Origin of the sequence: Herbidospora yilanensis (genome assembly GCF_001570565.1) — a bacterium.
Classification (GTDB): domain Bacteria; phylum Actinomycetota; class Actinomycetes; order Streptosporangiales; family Streptosporangiaceae; genus Herbidospora; species Herbidospora yilanensis.
Genome location: NZ_BBXE01000040.1, coordinates 56,273 through 81,629, shown reverse-complemented (window position 1 = coordinate 81,629; position 25,357 = coordinate 56,273). Strand labels below are relative to the sequence as shown.

At 70.0% G+C, this 25,357-nt stretch carries 25 protein-coding genes; 14 read left to right on the top strand and 11 right to left on the bottom strand.

The window, feature by feature from the left end:
* Positions 1 to 4: 4 nt before the first annotated feature.
* A complete protein-coding gene (locus AW273_RS30740) occupies positions 5 to 916 on the top strand; it encodes a hypothetical protein (RefSeq protein WP_157556352.1) in 912 nt (303 codons plus the stop codon).
* Positions 913 to 1,758: a DUF6339 family protein gene (locus AW273_RS30735; RefSeq protein WP_063910162.1), complete on the top strand. Its 846-nt coding sequence runs from the start codon at positions 913 to 915 to the stop codon at positions 1,756 to 1,758. The genes AW273_RS30740 and AW273_RS30735 overlap by 4 nt, the downstream gene beginning before the upstream one ends.
* Here AW273_RS30735 and AW273_RS30730 read toward each other — a convergent pair.
* On the bottom strand, positions 1,742 to 2,809 hold the full coding sequence (locus tag AW273_RS30730; protein WP_062355835.1) for a DNA cytosine methyltransferase: 1,068 nt from the start codon (positions 2,807 to 2,809) through the stop codon (positions 1,742 to 1,744). The two genes, AW273_RS30735 and AW273_RS30730, sit on opposite strands and share 17 nt — an antisense overlap.
* 144 nt (positions 2,810 to 2,953) lie before the next feature.
* Here AW273_RS30730 and AW273_RS30725 point away from each other — a divergent pair, with 144 nt between their 5' ends.
* Complete coding sequence (locus AW273_RS30725) at positions 2,954 to 3,340, top strand: very short patch repair endonuclease (protein ID WP_062355832.1); 387 nt, start codon at positions 2,954 to 2,956, stop codon at positions 3,338 to 3,340.
* 75 nt (positions 3,341 to 3,415) lie between these two features.
* Here AW273_RS30725 and AW273_RS30720 read toward each other — a convergent pair whose 3' ends face one another.
* Entirely contained in the window at positions 3,416 to 4,165 is a 750-nt protein-coding gene (locus AW273_RS30720; RefSeq protein ID WP_062355829.1) for an inositol monophosphatase family protein, read from the bottom strand.
* A 102-nt stretch (positions 4,166 to 4,267) separates the two neighbouring features.
* Here AW273_RS30720 and AW273_RS30715 point away from each other — a divergent pair, with 102 nt between their 5' ends.
* A complete protein-coding gene (locus AW273_RS30715) occupies positions 4,268 to 6,058 on the top strand; it encodes an AMP-binding protein (RefSeq protein ID WP_232327680.1) in 1,791 nt (596 codons plus the stop codon).
* A 2-nt stretch (positions 6,059 to 6,060) separates the two neighbouring features.
* On the opposite strand, the gene AW273_RS30710 is transcribed toward AW273_RS30715, so the two are convergent.
* The gene (locus tag AW273_RS30710) at positions 6,061 to 6,690 is read right to left on the bottom strand and encodes an NUDIX domain-containing protein (RefSeq protein ID WP_232327677.1); all 630 of its coding nucleotides are present in this window, start codon (positions 6,688 to 6,690) and stop codon (positions 6,061 to 6,063) included.
* A 158-nt stretch (positions 6,691 to 6,848) separates the two neighbouring features.
* On the opposite strand from AW273_RS30710, the gene AW273_RS30705 reads away from it, so the two are divergent.
* The 3 genes from AW273_RS30705 to AW273_RS30695 all read left to right on the top strand — a co-directional run bounded on the left by AW273_RS30705 (position 6,849) and on the right by AW273_RS30695 (position 11,093).
* A complete protein-coding gene (locus AW273_RS30705) occupies positions 6,849 to 10,034 on the top strand; it encodes an amidase family protein (protein WP_157556350.1) in 3,186 nt (1,061 codons plus the stop codon).
* A gap of 178 nt (positions 10,035 to 10,212) precedes the next feature.
* Entirely contained in the window at positions 10,213 to 10,536 is a 324-nt protein-coding gene (locus AW273_RS30700) for an ArsR/SmtB family transcription factor (protein WP_062355822.1), read from the top strand.
* Positions 10,533 to 11,093, top strand: coding sequence for an SRPBCC family protein (locus AW273_RS30695; protein ID WP_062355819.1), 561 nt, complete (start codon positions 10,533 to 10,535; stop codon positions 11,091 to 11,093). Before AW273_RS30700 ends, AW273_RS30695 begins: the two co-directional genes overlap by 4 nt.
* 12 nt (positions 11,094 to 11,105) lie before the next feature.
* Here the strand turns inward: AW273_RS30695 and AW273_RS30690 are convergent, their stop codons facing one another.
* A complete protein-coding gene (locus tag AW273_RS30690) occupies positions 11,106 to 11,825 on the bottom strand; it encodes an SDR family NAD(P)-dependent oxidoreductase (RefSeq protein WP_062355816.1) in 720 nt (239 codons plus the stop codon).
* 10 nt (positions 11,826 to 11,835) lie between these two features.
* Here AW273_RS30690 and AW273_RS30685 point away from each other — a divergent pair, with 10 nt between their 5' ends.
* A complete protein-coding gene (locus AW273_RS30685; RefSeq protein WP_198168446.1) occupies positions 11,836 to 12,693 on the top strand; it encodes a 3-methyladenine DNA glycosylase in 858 nt (285 codons plus the stop codon).
* On the opposite strand, the gene AW273_RS39430 is transcribed toward AW273_RS30685, so the two are convergent.
* The gene (locus AW273_RS39430; protein ID WP_369409268.1) at positions 12,677 to 12,784 is read right to left on the bottom strand and encodes a DUF1877 family protein; all 108 of its coding nucleotides are present in this window, start codon (positions 12,782 to 12,784) and stop codon (positions 12,677 to 12,679) included. The two genes, AW273_RS30685 and AW273_RS39430, sit on opposite strands and share 17 nt — an antisense overlap.
* A 276-nt stretch (positions 12,785 to 13,060) precedes the next feature.
* A complete protein-coding gene (locus tag AW273_RS30680) occupies positions 13,061 to 13,807 on the bottom strand; it encodes an NAD(P)H-binding protein (RefSeq protein ID WP_062355810.1) in 747 nt (248 codons plus the stop codon).
* 226 nt (positions 13,808 to 14,033) lie between these two features.
* On the opposite strand from AW273_RS30680, the gene AW273_RS37595 reads away from it, so the two are divergent.
* On the top strand, positions 14,034 to 14,897 hold the full coding sequence (locus tag AW273_RS37595) for a hypothetical protein (RefSeq protein ID WP_157556348.1): 864 nt from the start codon (positions 14,034 to 14,036) through the stop codon (positions 14,895 to 14,897).
* A gap of 165 nt (positions 14,898 to 15,062) precedes the next feature.
* Here AW273_RS37595 and AW273_RS30670 read toward each other — a convergent pair whose 3' ends face one another.
* Positions 15,063 to 17,642, bottom strand: coding sequence for a glycoside hydrolase family 3 protein (locus AW273_RS30670; protein WP_062355806.1), 2,580 nt, complete (start codon positions 17,640 to 17,642; stop codon positions 15,063 to 15,065).
* A 352-nt stretch (positions 17,643 to 17,994) separates the two neighbouring features.
* On the opposite strand from AW273_RS30670, the gene AW273_RS30665 reads away from it, so the two are divergent.
* On the top strand, positions 17,995 to 18,561 hold the full coding sequence (locus tag AW273_RS30665) for a hypothetical protein (RefSeq protein WP_062355803.1): 567 nt from the start codon (positions 17,995 to 17,997) through the stop codon (positions 18,559 to 18,561).
* Positions 18,562 to 18,567: 6 nt separating this feature from the next.
* On the opposite strand, the gene AW273_RS30660 is transcribed toward AW273_RS30665, so the two are convergent.
* The gene (locus AW273_RS30660) at positions 18,568 to 18,987 is read right to left on the bottom strand and encodes a DUF1877 family protein (RefSeq protein ID WP_062355800.1); all 420 of its coding nucleotides are present in this window, start codon (positions 18,985 to 18,987) and stop codon (positions 18,568 to 18,570) included.
* Between the two features lie 32 nt (positions 18,988 to 19,019).
* Here AW273_RS30660 and AW273_RS30655 point away from each other — a divergent pair, with 32 nt between their 5' ends.
* The 4 genes from AW273_RS30655 to AW273_RS37590 all read left to right on the top strand — a co-directional run bounded on the left by AW273_RS30655 (position 19,020) and on the right by AW273_RS37590 (position 22,543).
* Complete coding sequence (locus tag AW273_RS30655) at positions 19,020 to 19,643, top strand: hypothetical protein (protein ID WP_062355797.1); 624 nt, start codon at positions 19,020 to 19,022, stop codon at positions 19,641 to 19,643.
* Positions 19,644 to 19,755: 112 nt separating this feature from the next.
* Positions 19,756 to 20,739 carry an AraC family transcriptional regulator gene (locus tag AW273_RS30650; protein ID WP_232327676.1) on the top strand — a complete coding sequence of 328 codons (984 nt, stop codon included), beginning with the start codon at positions 19,756 to 19,758 and terminating at the stop codon, positions 20,737 to 20,739.
* 101 nt (positions 20,740 to 20,840) lie between these two features.
* Complete coding sequence (locus tag AW273_RS30645) at positions 20,841 to 22,064, top strand: styrene monooxygenase/indole monooxygenase family protein (protein ID WP_062355791.1); 1,224 nt, start codon at positions 20,841 to 20,843, stop codon at positions 22,062 to 22,064.
* Complete coding sequence (locus tag AW273_RS37590; protein WP_062355789.1) at positions 22,061 to 22,543, top strand: flavin reductase family protein; 483 nt, start codon at positions 22,061 to 22,063, stop codon at positions 22,541 to 22,543. Before AW273_RS30645 ends, AW273_RS37590 begins: the two co-directional genes overlap by 4 nt.
* On the opposite strand, the gene AW273_RS30635 is transcribed toward AW273_RS37590, so the two are convergent.
* From AW273_RS30635 to AW273_RS30625, 3 genes are all read right to left on the bottom strand, one after another.
* Positions 22,540 to 23,295: a glucose 1-dehydrogenase gene (locus AW273_RS30635; protein WP_062355787.1), complete on the bottom strand. Its 756-nt coding sequence runs from the start codon at positions 23,293 to 23,295 to the stop codon at positions 22,540 to 22,542. The genes AW273_RS37590 and AW273_RS30635 overlap by 4 nt on opposite strands.
* 69 nt (positions 23,296 to 23,364) lie before the next feature.
* On the bottom strand, positions 23,365 to 24,153 hold the full coding sequence (locus AW273_RS30630) for a helix-turn-helix transcriptional regulator (protein ID WP_062355784.1): 789 nt from the start codon (positions 24,151 to 24,153) through the stop codon (positions 23,365 to 23,367).
* A 49-nt stretch (positions 24,154 to 24,202) separates the two neighbouring features.
* A complete protein-coding gene (locus AW273_RS30625) occupies positions 24,203 to 25,291 on the bottom strand; it encodes a winged helix DNA-binding domain-containing protein (protein ID WP_062355879.1) in 1,089 nt (362 codons plus the stop codon).
* Positions 25,292 to 25,357: the final 66 nt, after the last annotated feature.

The window sequence follows — 25,357 nt, the reverse complement described above, 5'->3', positions numbered from 1 at the left end:
TCCGGTGGTCGTCGGTGCCCTGGCGCTGGAAGTCGAGGCCGTTCGGCTGGACGACGTGTCGCTGCCCTACGAGATGATCTCCTCGTCGAACCGAACGGTGGCGCTGCACCATCTTCGGCACGCCGACTGGTGTACGGCACGAATGAACGTGACCGTGCGCGGTCCGGCGGCGGAACTCAACGCCGGGCCGTGGCGGAGCATGTCGTGCGTGGTGTCGCTGACCGAACGGCGCACCAACACCCACACAACCACCCGGTTGCCCATGACCTCCGAGCTCGGCGCGTGGAGCGGACAGATCGAGTTGCACCGCGACGACCACGTTGGTAAGGCGGAACTGACCGCGACCCTGGTGGCGACCGTCGACGGGGTCGCCGGACGGGAGATCGCGGGTACGGACGACCACTGGACGATCGACCTCCATGCACACATTCCGGTCAAGCGGGACGACCTGGTGACCCGCTGGGTTGACTTCAACGACGAGGCCCATCCCTGGCTACGGGTCTATCGAACCGACCCTTGGGTCGTGGACACCTCTGGCGACACACCGACGCTCTACCTGAACAGCGGCTTCGAGGGTCTTCGTCTGCTTCTGGAAAGCCGTGCCCCGGCCGACCGCCCCGCGAAGGAGGCGCTTGCCGGCAGAATCGCCATGGACACCTGGAACGTCCTGTTCGACGCCGCCGCCCAAGGCGTACGCGACTGGCCGGGCGGATGGAGGGAGACCGTGCTCCGGCGCATGCTTCCCGACATGTACACCGACCGGTCCCCCGACGACGCCCTTCGCGAACTCTCCACCACCGACGCCGGTGAACTGCGCAGCCGTGTACTGCACGCGGCGGCCAAGCAGGCCAGGATGTCGGCCGCCCTCGGTGCCTACATCCGCGCGATCCGCGGCAGGCCGCAGGAGGAGAAGTGATCGACGTCCCGGACCGGCTGGCACTGTTGCCCGTCGAGGTCGCGGCCAAGATGCTCACGCCCGCCGTGTTGGAGGGCAGGGAAGGCATGCCGTTCGCGGCGATCGACAAGGTGTCGACTCCAACCGGTCGGAGATCTGCCCCCATCCGGTCGCTGATCGACGAGACGATTCGCCGTTTCGCCGAGAACCGAACCGACTCGGACGCGTGGCTCGCTCCACGTCTTCACGCGACACTGCGACTCACCAGGGCGGAGGCCTCCGACCCGGCCCTGTGGAACCACCTGGCCATGCGGATCGCCCCCGACTACGTCGCCTGGCGCTTCCCAGGCCGCGGACACGGCGAGGGGCGTCTCCAAAAGATCAATCGCAATCGGTTCGTAGGCCCCTTCGACGCGCAGGGCTTCACTCGTCTCTGGTGGGCGGCCGAGTTGTTTCGGGACGGGTGCGACTACACGCCCGTCCTCACCGCATGCGGCCACCAGGACGTGCTGAACACCATTCTCGGCCTGCGGATCACGCTCCACCGCCCGACGGCCCAGGCGCTGCTGCGGATGGTGGCGGGCGGGGTCGCCGTGACGAGCAAGGAGGTCAACGTGCTCGCCCAAGCGGTCAACGCCGCCGCGACGACCCTGGTCTACGAGGCGCTCGCGCCCGACTCACCTCGAGACCACGACGCGAGTCGAGACTGGATGGACGACTCCAACGGCGTGTTCGTGCCATTCGACTCCCTACCCGAGGGACCGGACGACGGCGAAGCGCCCGCGACTTCGGTGCGGGACCTGGTCGAGCTCTTCATGGACATCTACAGGGACGCCCCCACCCGCGTCAGCGCCTCCCGCTGAACGCGACTCGGTGTACGAACCGGGCCAGCGCGGTACCGAGCATTGGCGGCACGGCGTTGCCGATCTGTCGAGCGATCGAGAGTTTGTTTCCCTCGAAGAAGAACGAATCCGGGAAGCTCTGCAACCGTGCCGCCTCCCGGTGGGTGATCGGGCGATGTTCCTCGGGGTGCAGGTAACGCCCCTTCTCCGGCTTGAAGAACTCGGTGCGGATCGTCACGCTCGGCTGGTCCCAGTGGAGTCGACCCATGACGTCGCTGGTTCCCGTGGGCTTTTTGGCCCAACAAGGGGGTTCCAGGTCCGGTCGATTGCGTCGCAGGTCGAACCGGTTGCCACCCGGCGGAATGGCCTCGTACCGATCGAGGGACATCTGCGTGACGTTGCGCCGGAAGTGCAGGTCCTGGCGGTCACCCAGGTAGTCGGGTTCCAGATGTAACGGATTGCGGGGCAGATCACCGATGGCGTCTCTGACCGTCCGGTGGCGTCTGCGACTTTCGGACAGCGGTCCGTGCGTCGGAGGTGGCGGCCAAGGGATTTCTTCGGCCCCCTCGACAGCGATGAAGATGCCCCGTCTGCGGGCCTGGGGTACGCCATAGTCGGCGGCGTTCAACACCCCGTAACGAGATCGGTAGCCGCGAAGAACCGGGTCCTCCTCCATTCGCCGGAGCAGCTCGGCGAACTGGGGGGATCGGTGGAACTGCGGCACGTTCTCGATCACGAACGCCTTCGGGCGGACTGCGATGACAGCGTCGACGTAGTCGCGCCACAGTTCGTTGATCAGCGCCCGGCTCTCATCACTGCGATCACGCCCGAGGGCGCTGAACCCCTGGCAGGGTGGACCACCAATGATCACATCAGCGTCTGGATAGTTGGATACCGTCGAAATGGGCCCCATGTGCACATCGCACTGGAAATGATTCTTGAAGGTCACCGCCGCGTCGCGATCGATTTCGACCGCGAAGACGGTTTCGAACCCCAACCCGGCCGCCTCAAAGCCGAGTGCCAGCCCTCCCGCACCCGCGAACAGGTCGAGTGTGCGGATTGGCCTAACCATGGGGTCCTCCTTGCGATACTTCGACCAGAATGATCAGGTCGATACTGAACACCAACTCCGCAATGAAACTCAAGGCGTGAAGTGAGCGAGAAGAAGGTGGCCGCAACGGCCTCTTGGGCGTCGAGCCCGGGAGTGCGGGCCAGCATGCGCAGCAACAAGGGCCGGGACACCAAGCCCGAGCTGGCCCTCCGGCGCGCGGTCTTCGCCCAGGGCCTGCGATATCGCGTGTCATACCGACCCCTGAAGGCCGTTCGCCGAACCGCGGACATCGTGTTCACCAGAGCCAAGGTAGCGGTCTTCATGGACGGCTGCTTCTGGCACGGCTGCCCCGATCACCACACTGTCGCGGTAACGAACGGGGGGTTCTGGGCCGCCAAGGTCGACGGAACCCGCCGACGGGACAGGGAAACCGACCAACTGCTGAACGAGGCGGGATGGACGGTCATTCGGGTCTGGGAGCACGAGGACCCGTTGGAGGCAGCCAACCGCATCGCCGCGGTCGTGAAACGAGGTTCTCCGCCGACGACCTGACTCAGTGCCGCTAAATAATTGCACGTTCGTATGAAACCCGCCGCCACACGAAGGCGGCGGGCGTTCAATCTACGACTAGCGCGGCATCATTCCGAGCAGCGCCGCGTGCGTCTCCCGGTCCGCCGCCACCAGCAGCCCCTCCCCCGTCTCGAACGGCCCCCCGTTGAGATCGGTCACCACGCACCCGGCCGCCCGGCACACCGCCAGCGCCGCCGCGAAGTGCACGCTGTCCCGCTTGTCGCCGTCGCTCAGATAGGCCGCCCGCCGGCCCGCCGCCACCCAGAAACAGGCCAACGACGTCGACAACACCCGAGGGCTGAACCTCTCGGCGAATCCAGGGGCCTTGATCACCGACAGCAGGTCCCCGTAGGGCGGGTCGAGGTTGAAGTCGACCAGCTTCGAAGCGGGCGACGGGGTCAAAAGCTCGTCGCCCACCTGGGCGCGGACGCCGTCGGTCCAGAAGACCTCCCCGCTGATCGGGTCGGCCGCCGCGGCGGCCACGTCCCGGCCCCCGGCCCGCAGGGCCACGTTGACGGCGATCAAGGGGGTCTGGGCGGCGAAGTTCAGGGTGCCGCACAGAGGGTCGACCATCCACGTCCGGTCGGACGAGCCGGTCAGGCCGGTCTCCTCGCCGAGGAAGGCGTCGCCGGGGCGGTGTTCCCTGATCACGTCCAGGATGGCCTGTTCGGCCTCCAGGTCGGCGGCGGTGGCGAAGTCGACGGACGTCTTGTCGTATCGGGGCACCGGCTTGCCGTAAAGGGAGCGGACCACGGCGGCGCCCGCTTCGGCAGCAGCGATCGCGAGTTCTGTATCAGAAAGACTCATATGTCCATCCTGACCCTGGAATCCGGCAGGCGTACTGTGAAGTTCATGGCCGACTATCGAGACGTGTACCGGCGCAGCCTGGCCGATCCGGAGACGTTCTGACTGGAGGCCGCCCGTGCGGTCGACTGGGTCGTGCCGCCTACCCGGGCGCTCGACGACTCGGCCGCGCCGCTCTACCGCTGGTTTCCGGACGGGGAGCTGAACACCGCGTACAACTGCCTCGACCGGCACGTCGCCGGCGGCCGGGGTGAGCAGACCGCGCTCATCTGGGACAGCGCGATGACCGGGCAGGTCAAACGTCTCACCTACGAGCAGCTCACAGACCAGGTCGCCCGGTTCGCCGGTGGGCTCAGGTCGCTCGGGGTCGGCGTGGGCGACCGGGTCGTGATCTACATGCCGATGGTGCCCGAGGCCGTGATCGCGATGCTGGCCTGCGCGCGGATCGGGGCGATCCACTCGGTCGTGTTCGGCGGGTTCGCGCCGCGTGAGCTGGCCGCCCGCATCGACGACGCCGCCCCCAAGGCCATCGTGGCGGCCTCGTGCGGGCTTGAGCCGAACCGTACCGTCGAATATCGGCCGATCATCGACCAGGCCCTCCAACTGTCCCGGCACCGGCCCGACGTCATCGTCATGCTCCAGCGCGACCAGGGGGTCGCCCGCATGGACGAGCGCGACGTCGACTGGTTCGAGCTGATCTCGACCGCGTCACCGGCCGATCCGGTGCCGATGAAGGCGACCGACCCGCTCTACGTCCTCTACACGTCGGGCACGACCGGCCGCCCGAAGGGCATCGTCCGCGACACCGGCGGCCACGCGGTCGCGCTGGCCTGGTCGATGCTGAACGTCTACGACATCGCGCCGGGCGAGGTCTGGTGGACGGCCTCCGATGTGGGGTGGGTGGTCGGGCACAGCTACATCGTGTACGCCCCTCTCCTGATCGGCGCCACGACCGTCCTGTACGAGGGCAAGCCCGTCGGCACCCCCGACGCCGGGGCGTTCTGGCGGGTCGTCGCCGAACACGGCGTGGTCACCCTGTTCACCGCGCCCACCGCCCTGCGGGCGATCAAACGCGTCGACCCCGACGGCGCCATGATCGGCGACCTGAAGACCTTCCGCGCCCTCTACCTGGCCGGGGAACGCCTCGACCCCGACACCTACCACTGGGCCGGCGAGCGCCTGGGCGTGCCGGTCGTCGACCACTGGTGGCAGACCGAGACGGGCTGGCCCATCGCCGCCAACCCCCGCGGCCTGGAGTCCCTGCCGACCAAGCCGGGTTCGGCGACGGTCCCGCTGCCCGGTTGGGACGTCCGCGTCCAGGACGACGGCGCGATCACCCTCAAACTCCCCCTGCCGCCGGGGTCGCTGCCGACGTTGTGGCACGACGACGAGCGCTACATCCGCGAATACCTGACCCGCTACCCGGGCCACTACCTGACGGGCGACGGCGGTTTCCTCGACGACGACGGCTACCTGTACGTCATGGGCCGCACCGACGACGTGATCAACGTCGCCGGCCACCGGTTGTCGACCGGGACGATGGAGACGGTCCTCGCCGCCCACCCGGCCGTGGCCGAATGCGCGGTCATCGGCGTGGCCGACCGGGTCAAGGGGCAGGTCCCGCTCGGGCTGGTGGTGCTCAAGGCGGGCGCCGACATCTCGCCTGCCCGGCTCGTCGACGACCTCGTTCACGCGGTCCGGCGCGAGATCGGCCCGGTGGCGGCCTTCCGCGACGTGGCGATCGTCCCGGCCCTGCCGAAGACCCGCTCGGGTAAGATCCTGCGCCGCTCCATGCGCGCCATCGCCGACGGCCGCCAGGAACCGGTGCCCTCGACGATCGAGGACCCGTCGGTTCTGGAGAACCTGCGGGCGGTGCTGCGCCCGGACGCCTCCTGAGCTCAGCCGCGCAGCCGCAGCAGGCCGTAGGCCGCCACAGATGACGCGTCGGTAACGTCGCCGCGCAGGATCATCTGCTCGAATTGCGCGCGTGACACCCACTTCTGGCGCATGTCCTGTTCCGTCGCCTCACGCGCGGTCTCGCCAGGGGTGAGACCCGTTGCCACGAAGACATGCATCGACTGGTCGCTCAAGCCGTGGGAGTTGTCGAGTCGCCCGAGGAACCGCATGTCGTCGGCCCGGAGCCCCGTTTCCTCCGCCAACTCGGTCCGCGCCTCGTCCTGGCGGGTCGGTGCCTCCGCCGAGCCCTGCGGGAAGCTCCAAGAGCGTCGCCGGATGGGGTAGCGATATTCCTCGACGAGATGGAAACCGTCGTTCTCTTCAGGGATGACCAGCACGAAGTCGGCCCGCTGGATGTAGCCGTAGACGCCCGGCGTGCCGTCAGGGTGCTCGATCTCGTCTTCACGGACGCTCATCCAGGGGTTCCGGTAGACCTCTCGGGTCGAGATCGTGGTGATCACCGGCCCGGAGAAGCGCTCCGCGAGGACCTCCTCGACCCGCTCAGAGAGGGAGTCATCGCCCGACTCGCCGACGCCGATCATCGACAGACGACGTTGCTGCTGGTCATCCATGGTCGCCCACCCTAATCGTGATGGAAGGTTCCAGGGTCTCGGACGTCCTTTAAACCCATCAGTACGGGCAGTTTCGCCCAGGGAACATATATGACATATCACCGTAACGGGTGATCTATAGCGTCCCCCGCATTACCGGGTTCCTCAAGGAGCACGTGGTGCGCAAAGTCCTGATCTCCCTCACTACTCTCTCCCTCACCCTCGTCACACTCCACGCACAACCGGCAGCCGCCAAGGTCGAGCTCGACCTCGAAACGCTGACCGGCGCCGAGGCCATCTCCCTCATGGCCGCCGGCAAGCTCACCTCGGTCGAGCTGACCAAGGCGTACATCGACCGGATCACCGCGCTCAACAAGCGCGGCCCCGGGCTCAACGCGGTCACCGACCTCAACCCCAACGCCTTGAAGGAAGCGGAGGCGTACGACCGCCTGCGCAAGAAGGGCAAGTCGCTCGGCCCGGCCATGGGGCTGCCGATCCTGCTGAAGGACCTCATCGACGTCGAGGGCATGGCCACGACGGCGAACAACTGGTCGCTCCGGCAGTCGTTCCCGGCCACCGACGCCGGCATCACCAAGAAGCTGAAGGAACACGGTGTCGTGATCCTCGGCAAGGTGGGGCTGTCGGAGTACGCCAACAGCTTCGGCAACCAGCCCTCCGGCTTCGGCAACTACGGCGGCCAGGTCATCAACGGCATCGACGCCGACCAGAACCCCTCCGGGTCGTCGTCGGGCACCGGCGCGGCGATGGCCGCGGCCCTGTCGACGCTGGGCATCGGGACCGAGACCTCCGGCTCGATCATCTCGCCGTCGAACGCGCAGTCGCTCGTGGGCCTGCGGCCGACCGTGGGTCTCGTGCCCGGGTACGGCATCGCGCCCATCTCGGCCTCGCAGGACATCGCCGGGCCGATGGTGCGGACCGTCTCCGACGCCGCGCTCACGCTGGCCTCGATCGCCGGGCCCGACCCGGTGGCCGACGCCGGCTACAAGGCCATGTTCGGCGACGACTACATCGAGAAGGGCATCATCCCGGCGCTGCCCGCCACGCTGCCCGACTACATGAAGGCCCTCGACCTGAACTTCGTGGCCGGCAAGAAGATCGGTTACAACGGCAACCTCACCGAGGGCAGCCCGCTCAAGATCGCGTACGACGCCCTCGTGGCCGCCGGCGCCGTCATGGTGCCCCGCCCGACGGCGACCATCCCATCGCTGCCCGCGCTGCCCACCGGGTACGAGCAGCACAAGAGCATCGACTCCTACTACGAGCGGCTGGGCCCGCAGGCGCCGATCAAGTCGCTCCTCCAGGAGATCCAGGTCAACCAGGCCGAGGCGCACCAGGCGCTGAAGTTCGGCAACAACTCCCACCTGAACGCGTCGCAGTCGGACGTGACCCCGGGCGGGGCCAACGAGCAGCTCTACCGGACGAATCTGGCGATCCGTAAGGCCGCCTGGCACAAGGCCATCGACGACATGATGACCTACACCAACTCGGACCCGGCGCAGCCCGCCGACCCGGTGATCGCCATCCTGGGCAGCACGCCGAGCGCCCCGCAGGCCGGCTACCCGACGATCACGATCCCGATGGGCTACACCGCGACCCAGCGGCGCGCCCAGAACGTGCAGGTCCACGGCGCCGCCTACGACGAGTTCGACCTCCTCGGCGTCGCCTACGTCATCGAGCAGGCCACCAAGTTGCGCCAGCCGGCCAGCCTCGTGAACCCGAGCATGTACCGCTGCGCGAAGACGACCCCGGCCCCGCCGTTCGCCGAGCGCGGTGGCTGCAACCCCGACTACGACGCGGTTCTCAAGGTCACCGGCTACGACTCCCGCCCGCTCGGCTTCTCGCTGGAGACCGAGACGGCCACCAGCCTGCTGGCCAGGCTGAACGCCGACGAGGTGTCGGCCGAGGAGCTCACCCGCGCCTACCTAGACCGGATCGCGCTGACCAACGCCGAGGGCCCGGCGATCCAGGCCGTGCGCGAGATCAACGCCGACGCGATCAAGCAGGCCCGCAAGCTCGACCAGGAGCGGCACAAGTACCGCACCGGCGCGCCCACCAGCGCCTATGACAAGCGCCCGCCGCGGCCCGCCCTCTGGGGCCTGCCGGTGCTGGTCAACGACACGATCGACGCCGCGTCGCTGGCGACCACGGGCGGCTCGATCGCCCTCCAGGGCACCAAGCCGGCCGACGACTCCGCCATCGTGGCGAAGCTGAAGGCCGCGGGCGCGATCGTGCTCGGCAAGACCAACGTCACCGAGCTGAACGGCGTCTTCGACGCCAACCTGCCCAAGGGCTACTCCTCGCTCGGCGGCCAGGTCCTGCTCCCGAACGACACCGACAAGACCCCGGCGGGTTCGTCGGCCGGCGCCGCGGCGGCCACCGCCTCGGGTCTGGCCGCGATCACGATCGGCATGGAGACCTCGCCCGACTCGGCGCAGCTCCTCGCCCCGGCCGACGCGGCCGGCGTGGTGGGCCTCAAGCCGACCGTCGGCCTGGTCAGCACCGACGGCGTGCTGCCGGTGGCCAAGTCGCAGGACGCCCCCGGCCCGATCGCCCGCAGCGTCGGCGACGCCGCGACGATCCTGAACGTGATCGCCGACCCGGCCGCCCCGGTCGACTACACGAAGGACCTGAAGGCAGACGCCCTCGCGGGCAAGAAGATCGCCGTGGTGTCGAGCACGAGCGCCCCCTACCAGGAGGCGATCGCCAAGCTCCAGGGCCTCGGCGCGACCGTCACCCAGGTCTCGATCGCCACCCCGGCCGCGACCGACTCGGTCGTCGCGACGGAGTTCAAGCGGGACCTCAACGCCTACCTGGCCGAGACCAGGCCCGGCACAACGCTGCAGAGCATCATCGACTACAACGTCGCCAACCCGGTCGAGGGCCTGAAGTACCAGCAGGGTCAGCTCCTTGCCGCCCAGGCGGTCGACCTGTCCGACCCCGCGACCAACACCAAGTACACGGCCGACCTGGCGAACGGCAAGGCCGCCAACCAGGCGGTCCTGGACTCGGTCCTGAGCTCGTACGACCTGATTCTGGTCCCGAGCGGCAGCAACGTGATCGGCTACGCCGACCGCGCCGGCTACCCCGCGCTCACCATCCCGGCCGGGTATGGCGTGCAGGCCAGCTCGGCGGGCCGCAACCCCATCGGGGTGACCCTCATCGGCGGCGCCTTCTCCGAGGCGAAGCTGCTGGCGGGCGGCTACGCGCTGGAGCAGGCGATCGACGACCGCCTCGCGCCCAGCTACACCAACCCCAGCATGTGGCGCTGCGTGCCGGAGAGCACCTTCTTCACCGGGGAGTTCTGCTTGCCGGGTGACCGCCAGGCACCCCGCTACAAGGGCTAGCCACAGATAGCCGAAAAGGGCCCGCGTTCCCCGCGCGGGCCCTTTTCCATTGCGGGTGTACGACCTGAGCGGCCCGTCTACTGCCCGGCTCGGCCCGGGGGCGGCCTGGTCTCAGGGTCGGCGGAGCCGTTAAGAACCGGTGTTGACTTATATAAGGAACGCCTGACATAGTCGCCACGTGAACGCCTTCGACGTGTTGGGCGATCCCGTCCGCCGCCGCATCATCGAGTTGCTCAGCGAAGGCGAGCAGACCTCGGGTGCGATCACCGCGACCGTGCGGGCGGAGTTCGGGATCTCGCATTCGGCCGTGGCGCAGCACCTGCGGGTGCTGCGCGAGAGCGGCTTCGCGACCGTGCGCGCCGAGGGCACCCGACGCCTCTACGTCGTCGACTCCACCCCGCTCGGGGAGGTCGACGTGTGGCTCGAACCATTCCGCCGCTTCTGGTCCCAGCGCCTCGACGCCCTGGAGACCGAGCTGGCCCGCACGAGGAGGAAGAAATGATCGACATCGGCTGGACCTCCCGCGAGGTCACCCGCGACGACGAGACCGTGGCCGTCGTGCTGCGCCGCGACTTCCCCTCCCCCGTCGACGACGTGTGGGACGCCCTGACCGACCCCGAACGCCTCAAGCGCTGGTTCTTCCCGGTCAGCGGCGACCTGCGGCCCGGCGGCACGTTCGCCACCGAGGGCGGGGCCGGGGGCACGATCCTGACCTGCGAGAAGCCGTCGCTGAAAGTGACCTACGGCGACGAGACCAGCATCGTGACGGTCACCCTGACCGCGAAGGACGACGCGACCACCCTCGAACTGACCCATTCGGTGCCGGTCGCGATGGCCCAGAGCGGCGCGGGCGCGCTCTGGGTGGGCCCCGGCTGGGACGAGGCGTTCCTGGCGCTGGAGCTCTTCCTCACCGGCAAGGAGGTGCGGGGCCCGGCCACCCCCGAATACGGGCAGGCCACGGTGGCGGCGTGGGTCGCCGCGATCGAGGCGTCGGGAACGGCGACGGCCGAGGAGATCGAGGCGGGCCGTCAGGTGGCGGTGCGGCAGTACGCCTCCTGAACGTCCCGCCGCCTAGAGCTCCTCGGGATCACGCCCGAGCACCGATCGCCCGCCGTCGACCGGGACGACGGCCCCGCTGACGAACGAGGCGGCGTCGGAGAGCAGGTAGGCGACGGCGCCGGCCACCTCCTCCGGACGGCCGACCCGCCCGAGTGGGTGGAGACGGCGCATCTCCTCCTCCGCCCGAGCGTTCTCCCGCGTGTACGCGGCATATCGCTCGGTCCAGATCGATCCCAGCGCGACCGCGTTGACCCTGACGCCGTGCGGCCCGTAGTCGACGGCCAGCGCCTTCGTCAGGCCCTCGACGGCGGCTTTCGCCGTCGAATAGGCCGTGGCCCCCCTGACCGGCCGCTGCGCCTGGTGGGAGGAGACGTTGACGATCGCCCCCCGGTTCCTCGGCAGGAACCTCCTGATCGCCGCCGCGCACCCGACGACGACGGGATTCAGGTTGAGCCCGATGACGTCGAGGACCTCGCGGGGCGGATCGGCGTGGAGCGACACGTCACGGAAGATCGCCGCGTTGTTGACCCAGCCGACGAGATCGCCGTGCTCCTCGGCGAGGTCGGCGGCCCTCTCGGCGACGGCCGGATCGGCCACGTCGCCCCGCACGGGGATGCCGACCGGCCCCGGATCGAGACCGACCACCACCACCCGGCCGTCGCGGGACAGCCGCTCGGCGACGGCCCGGCCGATTCCCCGGCCTCCTCCGGTGACCACATAAGTACGTCGCATGTCTAGCATGATGCGCGTGACGAGGCTGGACGAGCGAGAGTGGCGGGCCCGCCAGGAGGCCCACCACGCACGGGTGGACGCGTGGATCGAGCCCCACCTCGAACGCCGCAGGCGATCCCAGACCCACCCGGTCGAGGACTTCCTGTTCAGCTACTACGGCTACCGCCCCAGCCGGTTGCGGCGCTGGCACCCCGGCGCGTTCACCGTGCTGGCAGGCGCGGCCGACTTCGGCACCGGATACGTCGCCGTCCCCGGCGGCCAGACCCTCGACGTCGCCGACCTGGTCGCCCGCCGCCTCGACTCGATCACCTGGATCGCCGACCTAATGCGGCGCACCGCCTCCCGGGCCGGCCAGTTCGGCTGCTTCGGCATGCACGAATGGGCCATGGTCTACCGGACCGACGAGATCCGGCACTCCTCCCAGCCCCTCCGCCTGTCTCCGCAGCGGGTCGCCGCGGCCGTCGAGGAACGGCCGCTGAAGTGCACCCACTTCGACGCCTACCGCTTCTTCACCGAACCCGCCCGGCCCCTGAACACCCTGCCGCTCTCCCGCGAACTCCAGCCCGCGACGGAACAGCCCGGCTGCCTGCACGCCAACATGGACCTCTACAAGTGGGCGGTCAAACTCTCCCCCCTGGTCCCCGGCGAACTGGTGGCCGACTGCTTCGAGCTGGCGTGGGACATCCGGGCGGTCGACATGCGCGCCAGCCCCTACGACCTGCGGCACCTCGGCTACGAGCCGATCCCGATCGAGACGGCCGAAGGCCGCACGACATACGCGGCGACGCAGCGGGAGTTCGCGGGCCGGGCGGCCCCGCTGCGCGCCGAACTGATCGCCTGGTGCGACCGGCTCAGCTCTGGACGATGACGACGGCGTGCCCCGCCTCGGCGGCCTGGGCGAAGAACACCCGAAGCCGCTCGTAATGATCCCTGACGTAGTCGGCCTCGTGGTCGGGCAGGCCGTGGTCGAGCGACTCCCAGGGAGTGGCGGCCAGGTAGCCGGCCGAGGCCCTGACCTGCTCGGCCGTGAGCCACTCACCGTCGATGACGTCGTGGGGCGCGCCGGCCAGCAGGCGGCGAGGTCGTCACCGGCCTTGTCGATGTCGAACTCCGGCTCCGGAGGTTCGGCGCCGAACCGATCGGCCGGAACGCTGGCATACGCGGTGACGACTCTCACGCCACCGCACCCTAGAAGCTCCCCGGCCCGTACGCCGAGTGGTCCAGAACCACGTCGATCAGGCGGTCAGCCGTTCGACCACCGTCTCCGCCGGGCGGCCCAGCAGCGACTCCAGGTCGCCGGTCTGGCGTTCGAGCGCGCCCGCTCTGACCAGCCCGTTCAGCCAGGCCATCGGTCCTGGCCCCGCGTCGGGCACCTCCTCGTAGGCGACGCCGAGGGCTTCGGCGACCTCCGGGTAGGTCCACAGCGGCCCCGTCAGGTCGTAGGCGCGGCCCAGGTGGCCCTCGCCGGTCAGGGCGTTCGCCGCCGCCTGGGCGAGGTCGTCGCGGAAGGCGGTGTTCAGGCCACGGCCGCCGGTGCTGCTCCGGACGACACCGTCGCTGACCTGCGGCAGGAAGGCCTCGCCGTAGAAGGGGTTGCGCAGGATCGTGTACGCCAGCCCGCTCGCGACGATCGCCTGCTCGGTGGCGTGGTGGGCCTCGGTCATCCCGGTCGCGACGGTGTCGGCGCCGAGGAAACTCGTGTAGACGACGGCGGTCACGCCCGCCGCCACGGCGGCGTCGAGCACGTTGCGGTGCTGGGCGGTCCGGCGGGCGGCGTCGAGTTCCGGGGAGGAGATCAGCAACAGCCGGTCGACCCCGGCGAACGCCGCCCGGAGGCTGTGGGGGTCGTCGTAGTCGCCGTGCCGCGCCTCGACACCCGCTGGGAGACGGGACGCATCCCGCACGACGGCGACCACGTCACCCTTGAGCCGGTCGAGAACCAGGCGGCCGAGCTGGCCGGTGGCGGCGGTGACTGCGTACATGAAACTCCTCGGTGTGCGGAAACCCGCCGCACAGTGAATCGACCGGCCGCGGCGGGGCGCCACTGGTTTTCAACGGGTGGGACTCAGGCGAATCCACAGGTCGCGTCGGGGAGATCGACCCCCGCCGACAGACCTGTTGGGGCAGATGACAATTCACGAGTCATCGTCAACCACAGAACGAGGCGGGCCGTCTCCCTATACGCCTTTGCGGAAACGAGGAGTAGCGGTGCGCATTCGACGGGCCTTATTCGCGTCAGTCGGCTTGATGGGCCTTGTGGCGCTCTGTCCACCCGCCTACGCCGCGACCGACATCGTCGAATACGAGTGCGCCGCCGATGGCGAAACCGCTCAGATCGTGAGAATCCGCGTCGAGCTCACCATGCCCACCGGCGCTCAGCCGGGCGTTTCCTTGGCCTTCCAGCACCGCGCGACCTATGCCGACTCCAGCAGGATCCGTCCCACCACCGCGCTTCCTGCCGGAACGAAGATGTACGCCTATGTCGGCATCAGCCAGTTCCCCCGATTCACCTCGGGCACCGGAGAGGGTGTGGTCGTCGGCCCGGTGACGGCCGGTGGAGAGATCACGCTCCCTGCGGGCACCACCCGCGTGAACTCGACACCGCCGGGCGAGGGAACGGGTGTCGTCCGTCCGGCCGCGATCAACTTCGGCCTCACGGCGTCAGACCCGCTGATCGAGTGCGACGTCCACAACAAGGACGACCTCACCACCTACCGCATCGTCGTCGGCGATGGCGGGTCGACCACCACCCCGAGTCCGACACAGACGCCGACACCCACTCCAACACCGACACCGACACCGACACCGAGTGGCACTCGCACCCCGATTCCGACCATGACCGTCACCCGAACGGTCGACCCTGATCCGGTCGACGTCACCCAGACCGTGACGACCGTGCCGACGATCTATGAGACCTTCGTCGAGGAGATCGAAACCCCCCTGGGCGGTGTCGCGACCGGTGGCGGGGGTTCGGCCGGGCCCGACGGCCGAGTGATCACGCTCATCGGCGTGACGGTGCTCGCCGCCGCTCTGACCGGTTTGGCCCTTCGCCGGAGCCGCCGTTCGATGTAGTGGTGACGCAGGCCGGTCGTGGCGTTGCCGGGTGGGCGGGAGCCGTAAAGAAGACGGCCATGAGCGGGACCCGGGGGCTCCGAACGAGCGGCGGCCATGAGCGGGACCTCGGCGCGCGGAAAGAAGCCGGGCCGGTCGTCAGGACCGGCCCGGCTCTTCGTTCGGCTAGGACAGGTCGGAGCACGCCAGCGCGTCGGGGTCGTCGGCCGCCTGCGGTACCCAGCGCACGTTGGCGAACGACGCCGAGAACGCCCCTTCCGTGTAGACCAGGAAGGGCGTGTTCACGTTCTCGAAGTCGAGGCCGTTCGCGAAGCAGGACACCGGGATCTTCACCGTCGACTTGCCGTCGCCGGCCAGTTCGGTGAACAGGTTCGTCGCGACGACCTCGGCGAAGCACGGGTAGACGCAGTGGGCGCTGATCACCGTCCGGGCCGCGGGCGCCGAGTGGACGATGGTGTCGAACACCAGGGCGGCGTCGGCGTTGAGGTATCCCCGCAGGTCAGAGCCTCCGGCGGGGTTCTGGTAGTAGACCTGCCCGGGGCCGCCGCCGGTCCAGGTCACCTTGAGCGCGTCGCCCTGGACGTTCACGTCGGCGGGCGTCGTGTTGATGTTGGCGTGGGCGGCGGCGCCGTCGGGGCCGATCTCGGTGCCGCCCCAGTTCTCGGGGGAGCCGATGAAGCTCTTGTACGGCGCCACGTCGGTCCGGACGAAGACCTCCAGGTCTTCGGTGGCCGTGCCGCCGCCGCCCGTCGAGGTGCACGAGGGGAACTCGTGGGAGGTCTCGTCGAGTGTGCCGACGTCGCCGGTCTGGCCGTTCGTGAGTCCGTAGCCGGCCGGGAACAGCGGGTCGTAGCCGGGGTCGCCCGGGTTCAGCGGCGACTGGCAGGCGCTCTTGGGCCAGGAGTAGGAGAGTTTGCCGGTGAAGTCGTGCCGCCCGACCAGCACGTCGGCGACGCCGCCGCCCTCGGTGCCGGGGAGCCAGGCGGCCACGAAGGCGTCGGAGCGGTTGAGCTCCTTGTTGACGTAGAGGGGACGGCCGGTGACGTAGACGGTCACGACGGGAGCGCCCTTGCCGGCCACCTTGTCGAGGACGGCCAGGTCGCCGGGGTAGAGCTTGGCCGCTTCGAGGGTCCGCCTGGCCAGGTCGCCGACGCCCTCGGCGTAGGGGGTCTCGCCGAGGACGGCGATCACGGCGTCGAACTGCGACGGGTCGACCCCGTCGGCGCTCTCGCTGAAGGTCACGTTGGACGTGCCGAGGGCCTGGCGGAGGCCCGCGAGGATGGTCGTCCCGTTGGGGAAGTCGGCGTTGGTGTTGCCGGTGCCCTGCCAGGTCAGCGACCAGCCGCCGGTCTGGTTCTGCAGGTTGTCGGCGCTCTTGCCGACGACCAGGACCTTCGTGTCCTTGGCGAGCGGCAGCACGTTGCCGTTGTTCTTCAGCAGCACCTGCGACTTGCGCACGGCCTCGCGGGCCAGCTTCGTGGCCTGGAGGCGCGACTCGTCGCCGGCGAGCACCCGGTCGGAGGGCCTGCGGCCGTCGAAGATGCCGGCGCGGTACTTCACGCGCAGGATGCGGGTGACGGCGTCGTCGATGCGGGACATGGCGATCTCGCCCGACTCGACCTGGGCGATCGTGTTGGCGATGAACGCCTTCCAGTCGTTGGGGACCATCACGATGTCCATGCCGGCGTTGATCGCCTGGGCGCAGCTCGCGTTGGTGCAGCCGGCCACCTGGCCGATGCCGTTCCAGTCGGACACGACCAGGCCGTCGAAGCCCATCTTGCCCTTGAGGATGTCGGTGATGGCCTTCTTGCTGCCGTGCAGTTTGCCCTCGTCGATGCCGAGGTCCTGGTTGGTCCAGCTGTTGAACGACACCATGACCGACTGGGCGCCGGCCGCGAGCGCGCCGTAGTAGCCCTGGCCGTGGACGTTGATCATCTCGGCCTCGGACGCCGGGTTGACGCCCTGGTCGACGCCGTTGCGGGTGCCGCCGTCGCCGATGAAGTGCTTGGCGGTGGCGATGACGCCGCGGTTGCCCATGCGGCGCCAGTTGGAGTCTTGGAGTCCCTGGACGGCCTCGTATCCGTAGGCGCGGGCGAGGTTGGGGTCTTCGGCGTAGCCCTCGTAGGTGCGGCCCCAGCGGTCGTCGCGGACGACGGCGAGGGTGGGCGCGAAGGCCCAGTCCTGGCCGGTCACGCGGAGCTGTTCGGCCGTGGCCTCGCTGATCTTGCGGATCAGGCACGGGTCGGCGGCGGCCCCCAGGCCGATGTTGTGCGGGAAGATCGTCGCGCCGTAGACGTTGTTGTTGCCGTGGACGGCGTCGATGCCCCAGATCACGGGGATCTTCGTCCGGGTCGTCACGGAGGCGTCGTAGTAGGCGTCGGCGAGGCCGAGCCAGCTCCCGACCGCGGCGTGCTTGTTCCCGCCGGGCCACGACCCGCCGCCGTTGAGGACCGACCCGATGAAGTACTGCTTCACCTCGGCCGGGGTGATCGCGCTGATCTCGGGCTGGGTCATCTGGCCGACCTTCTCGGCCAGGGTCATGTCGGCGACGAGGCGGGCGACCTTGCGCTCGATGGCCGGGTCTTTCTCGATCTTGCTCTCGACCTTCGGCCAGTCGCTGTAGGTCGGGAGGGTCTCCTCGATCTTCGCGCACCCGTTCTCCAGGGCGGGCGGACCGGCGACCGGGGGTTCGGCGGCCGTCGCGGGCCCCGGTGAGGCGACGACGGCGCTTAACAGCAGGGACAAACCACTGAGGACGGCGAAGCGTCTCTTTCGCATGGAGGGCTGCACACGCCGAATCCTTACCGTGTTACTGGATCGAGTCAATACGTTCACAAGAGCGCTCTCTCGAAGAGAAGTCGCAGCACATCACCGTGATCGCGGAAATCCCACGGCATGAATTAAGTCATTGGGAGAGCGTTCTCCAGCAGGTCGGGCTGACGGCGGCATAAGCTTCCGCCCGGCGCGGGCGGCGCCGGGCCCTCCTCGCGGTCCCGGATGAGAGACCGCTCATCAGTGGCTCATGGACGGTTCACCGCCGGCCTCGAAGCTCTTTCCCAGGCGGGTGGATCGCCCGCTTCCGATGGGAGGGGTTCCGATGGACAAGAGGGTTCTGCTGGGCGGGGTCGTGCTGGGCGCGGTGCTCGGCGGTGTCGGGCTCGTGGCGCCGGCGGCCGCCGAGGAGCGGTCGTGCCGGAAGACGATGCGAGCCGTCACGGTCGACGACCTGCGGGTGCCCTCGGGGGCCACGTGCACGCTGGTCGGCACCCGGATCAAGGGCACGCTCAAGGTCGAGCGGGGGGCCACGCTGGTCGCCCGGGGCATCAGGGTGGAGGGCGACGTCCAGGGTGAGAACGCCAGGGCCGTCAGTGTGCTCGCGGGGTCTCACGTCAGGGGCAGCGTCCAGGTCAAGCAGGGCGGGGCGGCCACCGTCACCTCGTCGCGGATCGACTCCGACATCCAGCTCGACGCCAACCGGCGCCACCTCAAGGTGAACTCCAACCGGGTGGGCGGGTCGATCCAGGTCGTCGGGAACAGGGGCGGCGCGCAGATCACGGACAACAGGATGAAGGGCAACCTTCAGTGCAAGGAGAACTCGCCCCGGCCGACCGGGGGCGGCAACAAGGTCGGCGGCGACAGGGAAGACCAGTGCCGCCGGTTCTAGCCGGCTTCACAACAGCGTGACCACGACGGCGTCGCCGTTCTTGGCGCAGGTGGAGAAGAACTCCCAGAGCCCGGCGTAGTGGCGGCGGTAGTAGTCCTCGTCGTCGTCGCCCGGGTAGACGCCGGTCATCGCCGTCCCGTCGTAGCGCAACACGCCGGGGAGCGACTCGGCCGCGATCACGACCTGCTCCGGCGACAGGTAGCGCGGCGGGCCGTAGGGGAACTCGTGGCCCGTCTCCAGCGGCGTGCCGCCGAAGACCACGTCGACGGGCATGTCCGTGAGGAGGGCGGCCAGCCCGTCCCAGGCCTTGTCGATGTTCAGGCCGCGCTCGACGTCCTCCATGATCTCGTCGATCCGCTGGGGATGGCGCAGGAGGGGTTCGATCTCCTCCGGACGCACGTTGAGGTACTGGCACGTGATTCCCATGCGGTTCGTGCTCCCGGGCGTAGGGTCGGCGGATGGGACGTATCGAGAACGCCAAGACACTGTACGAGCAGGCCGTCTTCATCGGGACCGAGGGCGCGCTCGACATGGCCGACCTGGCCCTCGACAGTGTGGAGGCCGACCTCATGCTCGCCCGCGGCCGCGTCGCCCACGCCCGCTACCTCTCCGGTGAGGGCGACGGCGACGTCACCGCGTTCGAGCGCGCCGTGGACCTCTACGACTCCCTGGGCGACATCCGGGGCGAGGCCGAGGCGCTGTTCTGGGTCGGCATCTACCACCAGGTCGTCGCCGGAGAGGACGACGTGGCCCGGCCCTTCTTCGAGCGCGCCCGCGACCTGGCGACCGACGCCGGCGACCGGGAGACGCTGGCGTACACGCTGAGGCACCTGGCCTTCGCCTCGAAGGGCACGCCCGAGGCGCGGGAGCTGCTGGAGGAGTCGACCCGGCTGCGGCGCGAGCTGGGTTTCCTCCCCGGGGTGGCGGCGAACCTGGTCGGGCTGGCCTACCTGGCACGGGACGAAGGCCGCCCCGGCGACGCGGCCGACCTGATCGCGGAGGCCCGGGAGACGGCCGAACGGGCGGGCGCCCACCGCGTGCTCCAGTGGGCCGACGAGTTCACCACGCCGTCGGAGCCGTGACCGGCCGCTGTCCTGCCGGAAACGGGCGAGACCGTAACCGTCCCGAAAATGTAGCGCCAGGTGTGCGTCTTTTTTCATGGAACGCCACGCCCGAAAAGGCCGATCATCGGGTGTGCTCCTCAGCAATCGTGCCGTCTTCGCCAGCTCCGACCTCGACGAGGTCCGCGGCGAGGTCGCCAAGGTGTTCTGCCCCCACCGGCTGGACCTTTCCGGGCATGCGAACCTGCTGTCGGCCCGGTTCAACTCCGTCCAGCTCGGCTCGGTCCGCGTCAGCTACCTCGACTACGGGGGCGACGTGCACATCGAACCGGGTGACCTCGACACCTTCTTCCTCGTCATGATCCCGCTCGCCGGGCGGAGCCTCATCCGCGCCGGCGACCGGGAGATCGTCTCCACCCCGGCGCTGGCCGCGCTGCCGTCGCCGACCCGCCACCTCGACATGCGCTGGGCGGCCGGCTGCCCCCAGCTCGTCATCAAGTTCGAGCGCGCCTCCATCGAGCGGTCGCTGGAGCAGATGCTCGGCGAACCCATCGGCGATCCGATCGTCTTCGACCTCGGCGTGGACCTGACGACCGGCTGGAGCCGGTCGTGGCGGGACATGGCCGACCTGCTCGTCCGGGAGGGCGAACGCGACGACGGGCTGACCGGCCATCCGCTGGCCATCGCGCATCTGGAGAACGCCCTGATCAGCCTGCTGCTGACCATGCAGCCGTCCAACTACCGTGAGCGGCTGACGGCGCCCAGGCAGCCCGCGCTGCCGAAGGTGGTGCGCCGGGCGATGGAGTTCGTCGAGGGGCACGCGCACCTCCCGCTGACCACCTCCGACATCGCCGGCGCGGTCGCGGTCAGCGGCCGGTCCCTCCAGGAGGGCTTCCGCGCGCATCTCGGGCTGACCCCGATGGCCTACCTCCGGCGGGTGCGGCTGACGCGGGTGCACGACGAGCTCAAGGCTGCCGACCCCGCCCGGGTCACGGTGACCACGGTGGCGGCCCGGTGGGGGTTCCTGCACCAGGGGCGGTTCGCCGCGCAGTACCGCGAGCAGTACGGGCTGCCGCCGTCGGAGACGCTGCGGAGAGGGCCCGCGTCAGGTGGATGAGATCCGCGCTCAGTGGATGGCCGGGGTGGCGGCGCCGAACGTACCGTTCTTGTCAGGCGCCGGCAACACCTCCACTACTGACACCGAAAGGACACACCACCATGCGAGACATCCTCATCGTCGGCGCCGGGCAGGCCGGCCTCCACCTGGCCATCGGCCTGCTCCAGCAGGGCTACGACGTCACCGTGATCTCCAACCGCACCCCCGAGGACATCCGCGACGGCCGGGTCATGTCCGGCCAGTGCATGTTCGGCACCGCGCTCGCCCATGAGCGCGAACTCGGCCTCGACTGGTGGGCCGACCTCTGCCCGCCCATCGAGGGCATCGCGCTCACCGTGCCGAGCCCGGAGGGCGGCAAGTTACTCGACTGGGCCGGACGCCTCGACACCCCGGCCCGCTCGGTCGACCAGCGGCTGAAGATGCCCGCCTGGCTGGGCGAGTTCGAGCGGCTCGGCGGCAAGCTCGTCCTGCACGACGCCACCCCCGAAGACCTGGAGACCTACGCCGCCCGCTACGACCTGGTCCTCGTCGCGGCGGGCAAGGGGCAGATCGCGTCGCTGTTCGAGCGCGACCCCGGGCGCTCCCCCTACGCCGCTCCGCAGCGCGCCCTCGCGGTCACCTACGTCAACGGCCTGACCCCGCGCCCCGACCACTCGGCGGTCTGCTTCAACCTGCTCCCGGGTGTGGGCGAGTACTTCGTCTTCCCCGCCCTCACGAACACCGGCCCCTGCGAGATCATGGTGTTCGAGGGCGTGCCGGGCGGCCCCATGGACTGCTGGGGCGACGTGCGGAGCCCCGCCGAGCACCTGGCGCGCAGCCGGCAGATCCTGGAGACGTTCTTCCCGTGGGAGGCCGAGCGCTGCGACGGCATCGAGCTCACCGACGACAACGCCGTGCTGACCGGCCGCTTCGCCCCCACGGTGCGCCACCCCGTCGCCGTGTTGCCCTCCGGCGCGCCGATCTTCGGGGTCGCCGACGTCGTGGTGCTCAACGACCCGATCACCGGGCAGGGCAGCAACAACGCCGCCAAGTGCGCCGCCACCTATCTGCAGGCCATCATGGAGCGCGGCTCGCAGCCGTTCGACGCCGACTGGATGCGGGCCACCTTCGACCGCTTCTGGGCCCAGGCCCAGCACGTCACCGCCTGGACCAACGCCCTGCTGGCGCCGGCCGAACCCCACCACCTGGCGCTCCTGGGCGCGGCCGGGCAGCACCCCGAGGTCGCCCACCGGTTCGTCAACGGGTTCGACGACCCCTCCGACTACGCCGAGTGGTTCATGGACGCCGAGCGGGCCGAGGCCTACCTGAGGAGGGTCGCGGCATGAGAGCGCTCCGTGAGGCCCTGGGGCAGTTCGCGACCGGGGTGGCGGTGATCACGACCTCCACCGAGGAGGGTGACCGGGCCGGGGTGACCGTCAACTCCTTCACCTCCGTCTCGCTCGATCCGCCGCTGGTGTTGTGGTGCCTGTCGAACCGGGCGCCCAGCGCGCCGGTCTTCCTGCGGGCCGGACGGTTCGTCGTCAACGTCCTGGCCGCCGGCCAGGACCACCTGTCGAGGCGGTTCGCGACGCCCTCCCCCGACAAGTTCGCCGGGGTGGACCTGCTCGCCGCTCCCCTGCCGATCCTCGCCGGGACGCTGGCCACCTTCGTCTGCCGGACGGAGCGCGTCCACGACGGCGGCGACCACCACATCTTCGTCGGGGCGGTGGAGAGCTACCAGCGGGCCGAGGGGGAGCCGCTCGTCTTCCACTCCGGCCGCTACCGGGAGTTCTGGCCCGAGATGGCCATGGACGGCGCCGCCTAGGTCGCCGCGATGGCGGCCACCAGGCCGCCGTCGACGATCAGGTCCTGCCCGTTGACGTACGACGCGGCGTCGGAGGCGAGGAAGGCGACCGCGTCGGCGACGTCCCCCGGGGTGCCGAGACGGCCTGAGGCCACCGAGGCCAGGGCGACGGCCGCGGCTTCGGCCGAAATGTGTTCGTGGAACATCGGGGTCTCGATGTAGCCGGGGCTCACGGAGTTGACGCGGACGCCCCTCGGGCCCAGTTCGGCCGCGAGAGTGTGGGTCAGGTTGTGGACGGCGGCCTTCGACGCGGCGTACAGGGCGGCGCCGGACAGGCCGCGGTGCAGCGCCCAGGAGGCGTTGATCACGATCGACGCCCGGTCGGCGAGCAGGGGGAGGGTCTTCTGGACGGTGAAGAAGACGCCTTTGACGTTGGTCGCCATGACGTGGTCGAAGCCGGTCTCGGTGACCTCGCCGAGCGGCTGGAAGACGGCGGTGCCCGCGTTGGCGAAGACGACGTCCAGCCGCCCGTACCGGCGTTCGATCGTGGTCGTCAGCCGGTCGAGGTCGGGCAGGTGCGCGGCGTCACCCTGAACGGCCAGCACGCGGTCGCCGCCGTCCAGGTGGCCGACGGCGGCGTCGAGCCTGGTCTGGTCACGGCCGGTGACGATCACGTGGGCGCCGCCGGCCACCAGCCTCTCGGCCGTCGCCAGGCCGATGCCGCTGGTGCCGCCGGTGATGAGGGCGATCTTGCCGTGGAACGTGTGGGTCATGGATCCAGCGTGCCGACGGGCGGCGGAGGCGAACAGTGCGCAGTGATCCGGGGTCTGGCACCACCACCCTCACCGGGGGTTGTAGAGCTCCAGGTACCACGACGGGTGGTCGACCACCACCAGAGTCGTCATGTCGAAGAACAGGTCTCCGGCCTCGGGATGCCGGATCGCCTTGATCGCCTGGACCGGCGGGCCCACGTCGTGGCGGATCCAGAGTTCGGCGAACTCCGGGCTCACCGCGCTCAGGTCGGCGACCACGCGGGCGAACTCGGGGTCGTCGGGGGCGTGCGCGGCGTCGGCGCGGTAGGCGGCCACGACGGCCGGCGCGACCGACTCCCACTCCACGTGCATGGCCCGGTAGCGGGCGTTGGTGAAGAACGCGATCAGGCAGTTGTGGTCGGTGTCGCCGTAGCGGAACAGGCGCTGCGCCGCGTCGTTGGTCGCGACCAGGTTCCAGTAGCGGTCGCGCAGCATCGCGGGCGGCGTCCAGGTGTCGAGCAGGCGGCGCAGTTCCGGGGTGATCTCCGCGTCGCGGGTGGCCCCCGCCCGGGGCGGGTTGAGACCGGCCAGCAGGTAGACGTGCGCGCGTTCGGGCTCGGTCAGGCGCAGCGCGCAGCCGATCGCGTCGAGCACCTCGGCCGAGACGTTGATGTCACGGCCCTGCTCCAGCCAGGTGTACCAGGACACCCCGACCCCGGCCAGCACGGCGACCTCCTCGCGCCGCAGGCCCGGGGTGCGGCGTCGGCCCGCCACCGCCATGCCGACGTCGCCGGGGGTGAGCCGGGCCCGGCGGGTGCGCAGGAAGTCGCTGAGCTGCTCGCGGCGACGCCGCGTCACCGCGGCGGATTCGCTGGCCATACGTCATGGTAGGCACGCGCAGACGCCACGACCCACTGCGAATGAGGGGTCAGGCGAGCTGGACGGCACTCCGCTCACCGTCGGAGAGGAACGACGCGAGCCTCTCCCCCTCCTCGGCCACCGCGTCGCGGTCGGCCCGGGAGAGGTCGCGCAGCGGGGCGACGGTCACGGTGCCGTCCTTGACCGTCCAGGTGGCGGCGACCCGGCCGTCGACCAGGACGACCCGGACACCGGCGATCGACACGCCGCGATGGGCGTCGTCGACGATCCGGGTGCGGTCGTCGTAGCCGAGGAGCGCGTTGTCGAAGGCGGGCAGGAACCGCACCGGCGCGGGCGTGCCGGGGTCGGGGCGGGGCGCGTCGGGCAGGTCCAGCAGTTCGCGGCCCCGCTCGTCGCGGAAGGAGACCAGTTCCCCGCGCACGGCGGCGACCGCGGCCGGCAGGCCGGCCAGCCCGCACCAGGCGCGCAGGTCGGCCGTGGCGGCGGGGCCGTAGGCGGCCAGGTAGCGCCGCACGAGCGTCTCGCCGACCGGATCCGACCCGGTCCGCGCGGGCGGGTCGAGCTCCCGCCCGAGCCAGAGGGGGATGGGGACGTTGCGCACGCCCGCCTTGGCGCGCCACATCCCGCGCGGCGGTAGCTGCACCACCGGGACGAGGGCGGAGACCAGCATCTCGCCCAGCGGCCGGGGTTCGGGCATCGGCCACCGCTCGGCCATCGTCCGGGCCAGGTCGCCCATCGTCCGGGGTTCGCCGTCGGCCATCAGGGCCCGGCCGGCCGCCGCGAGCTCGTCGAGGTCGACTCCGGCCAGCTCGCGCCGGTAGACCCCGAGCACCCTCTGGCGCAACATGGCGTCGTGCCGGGCCCGCCAGGCCACGACGTCGTCGGCCGTGACCAGGTGGACGGTGCGGCGCATGAGGTGGGTGCGCACGACGCCGCGCCGTACCAGCAGATCGGACAGCGACGCCGGGTCGAACCCGCGCAGCCGCGACCAGAGCCCGACGAACGGCTCCTGCGGCTCCTGTGCCTGCATCCCGCACAGATGGGCGACGGCGTCGAGGACCGGCAGGTCGGCGCGGTCGAGCAGCAACTGCCGGGCGAGCGTGGCGCGGTTGAGCGCGCGGGTGTCGAGAACGGTCATCGCCATATGACCACGATCCCCGCCATAGCGGCCAGAAACTGTCCTCTTCTCCATGGCGGTGCCGCG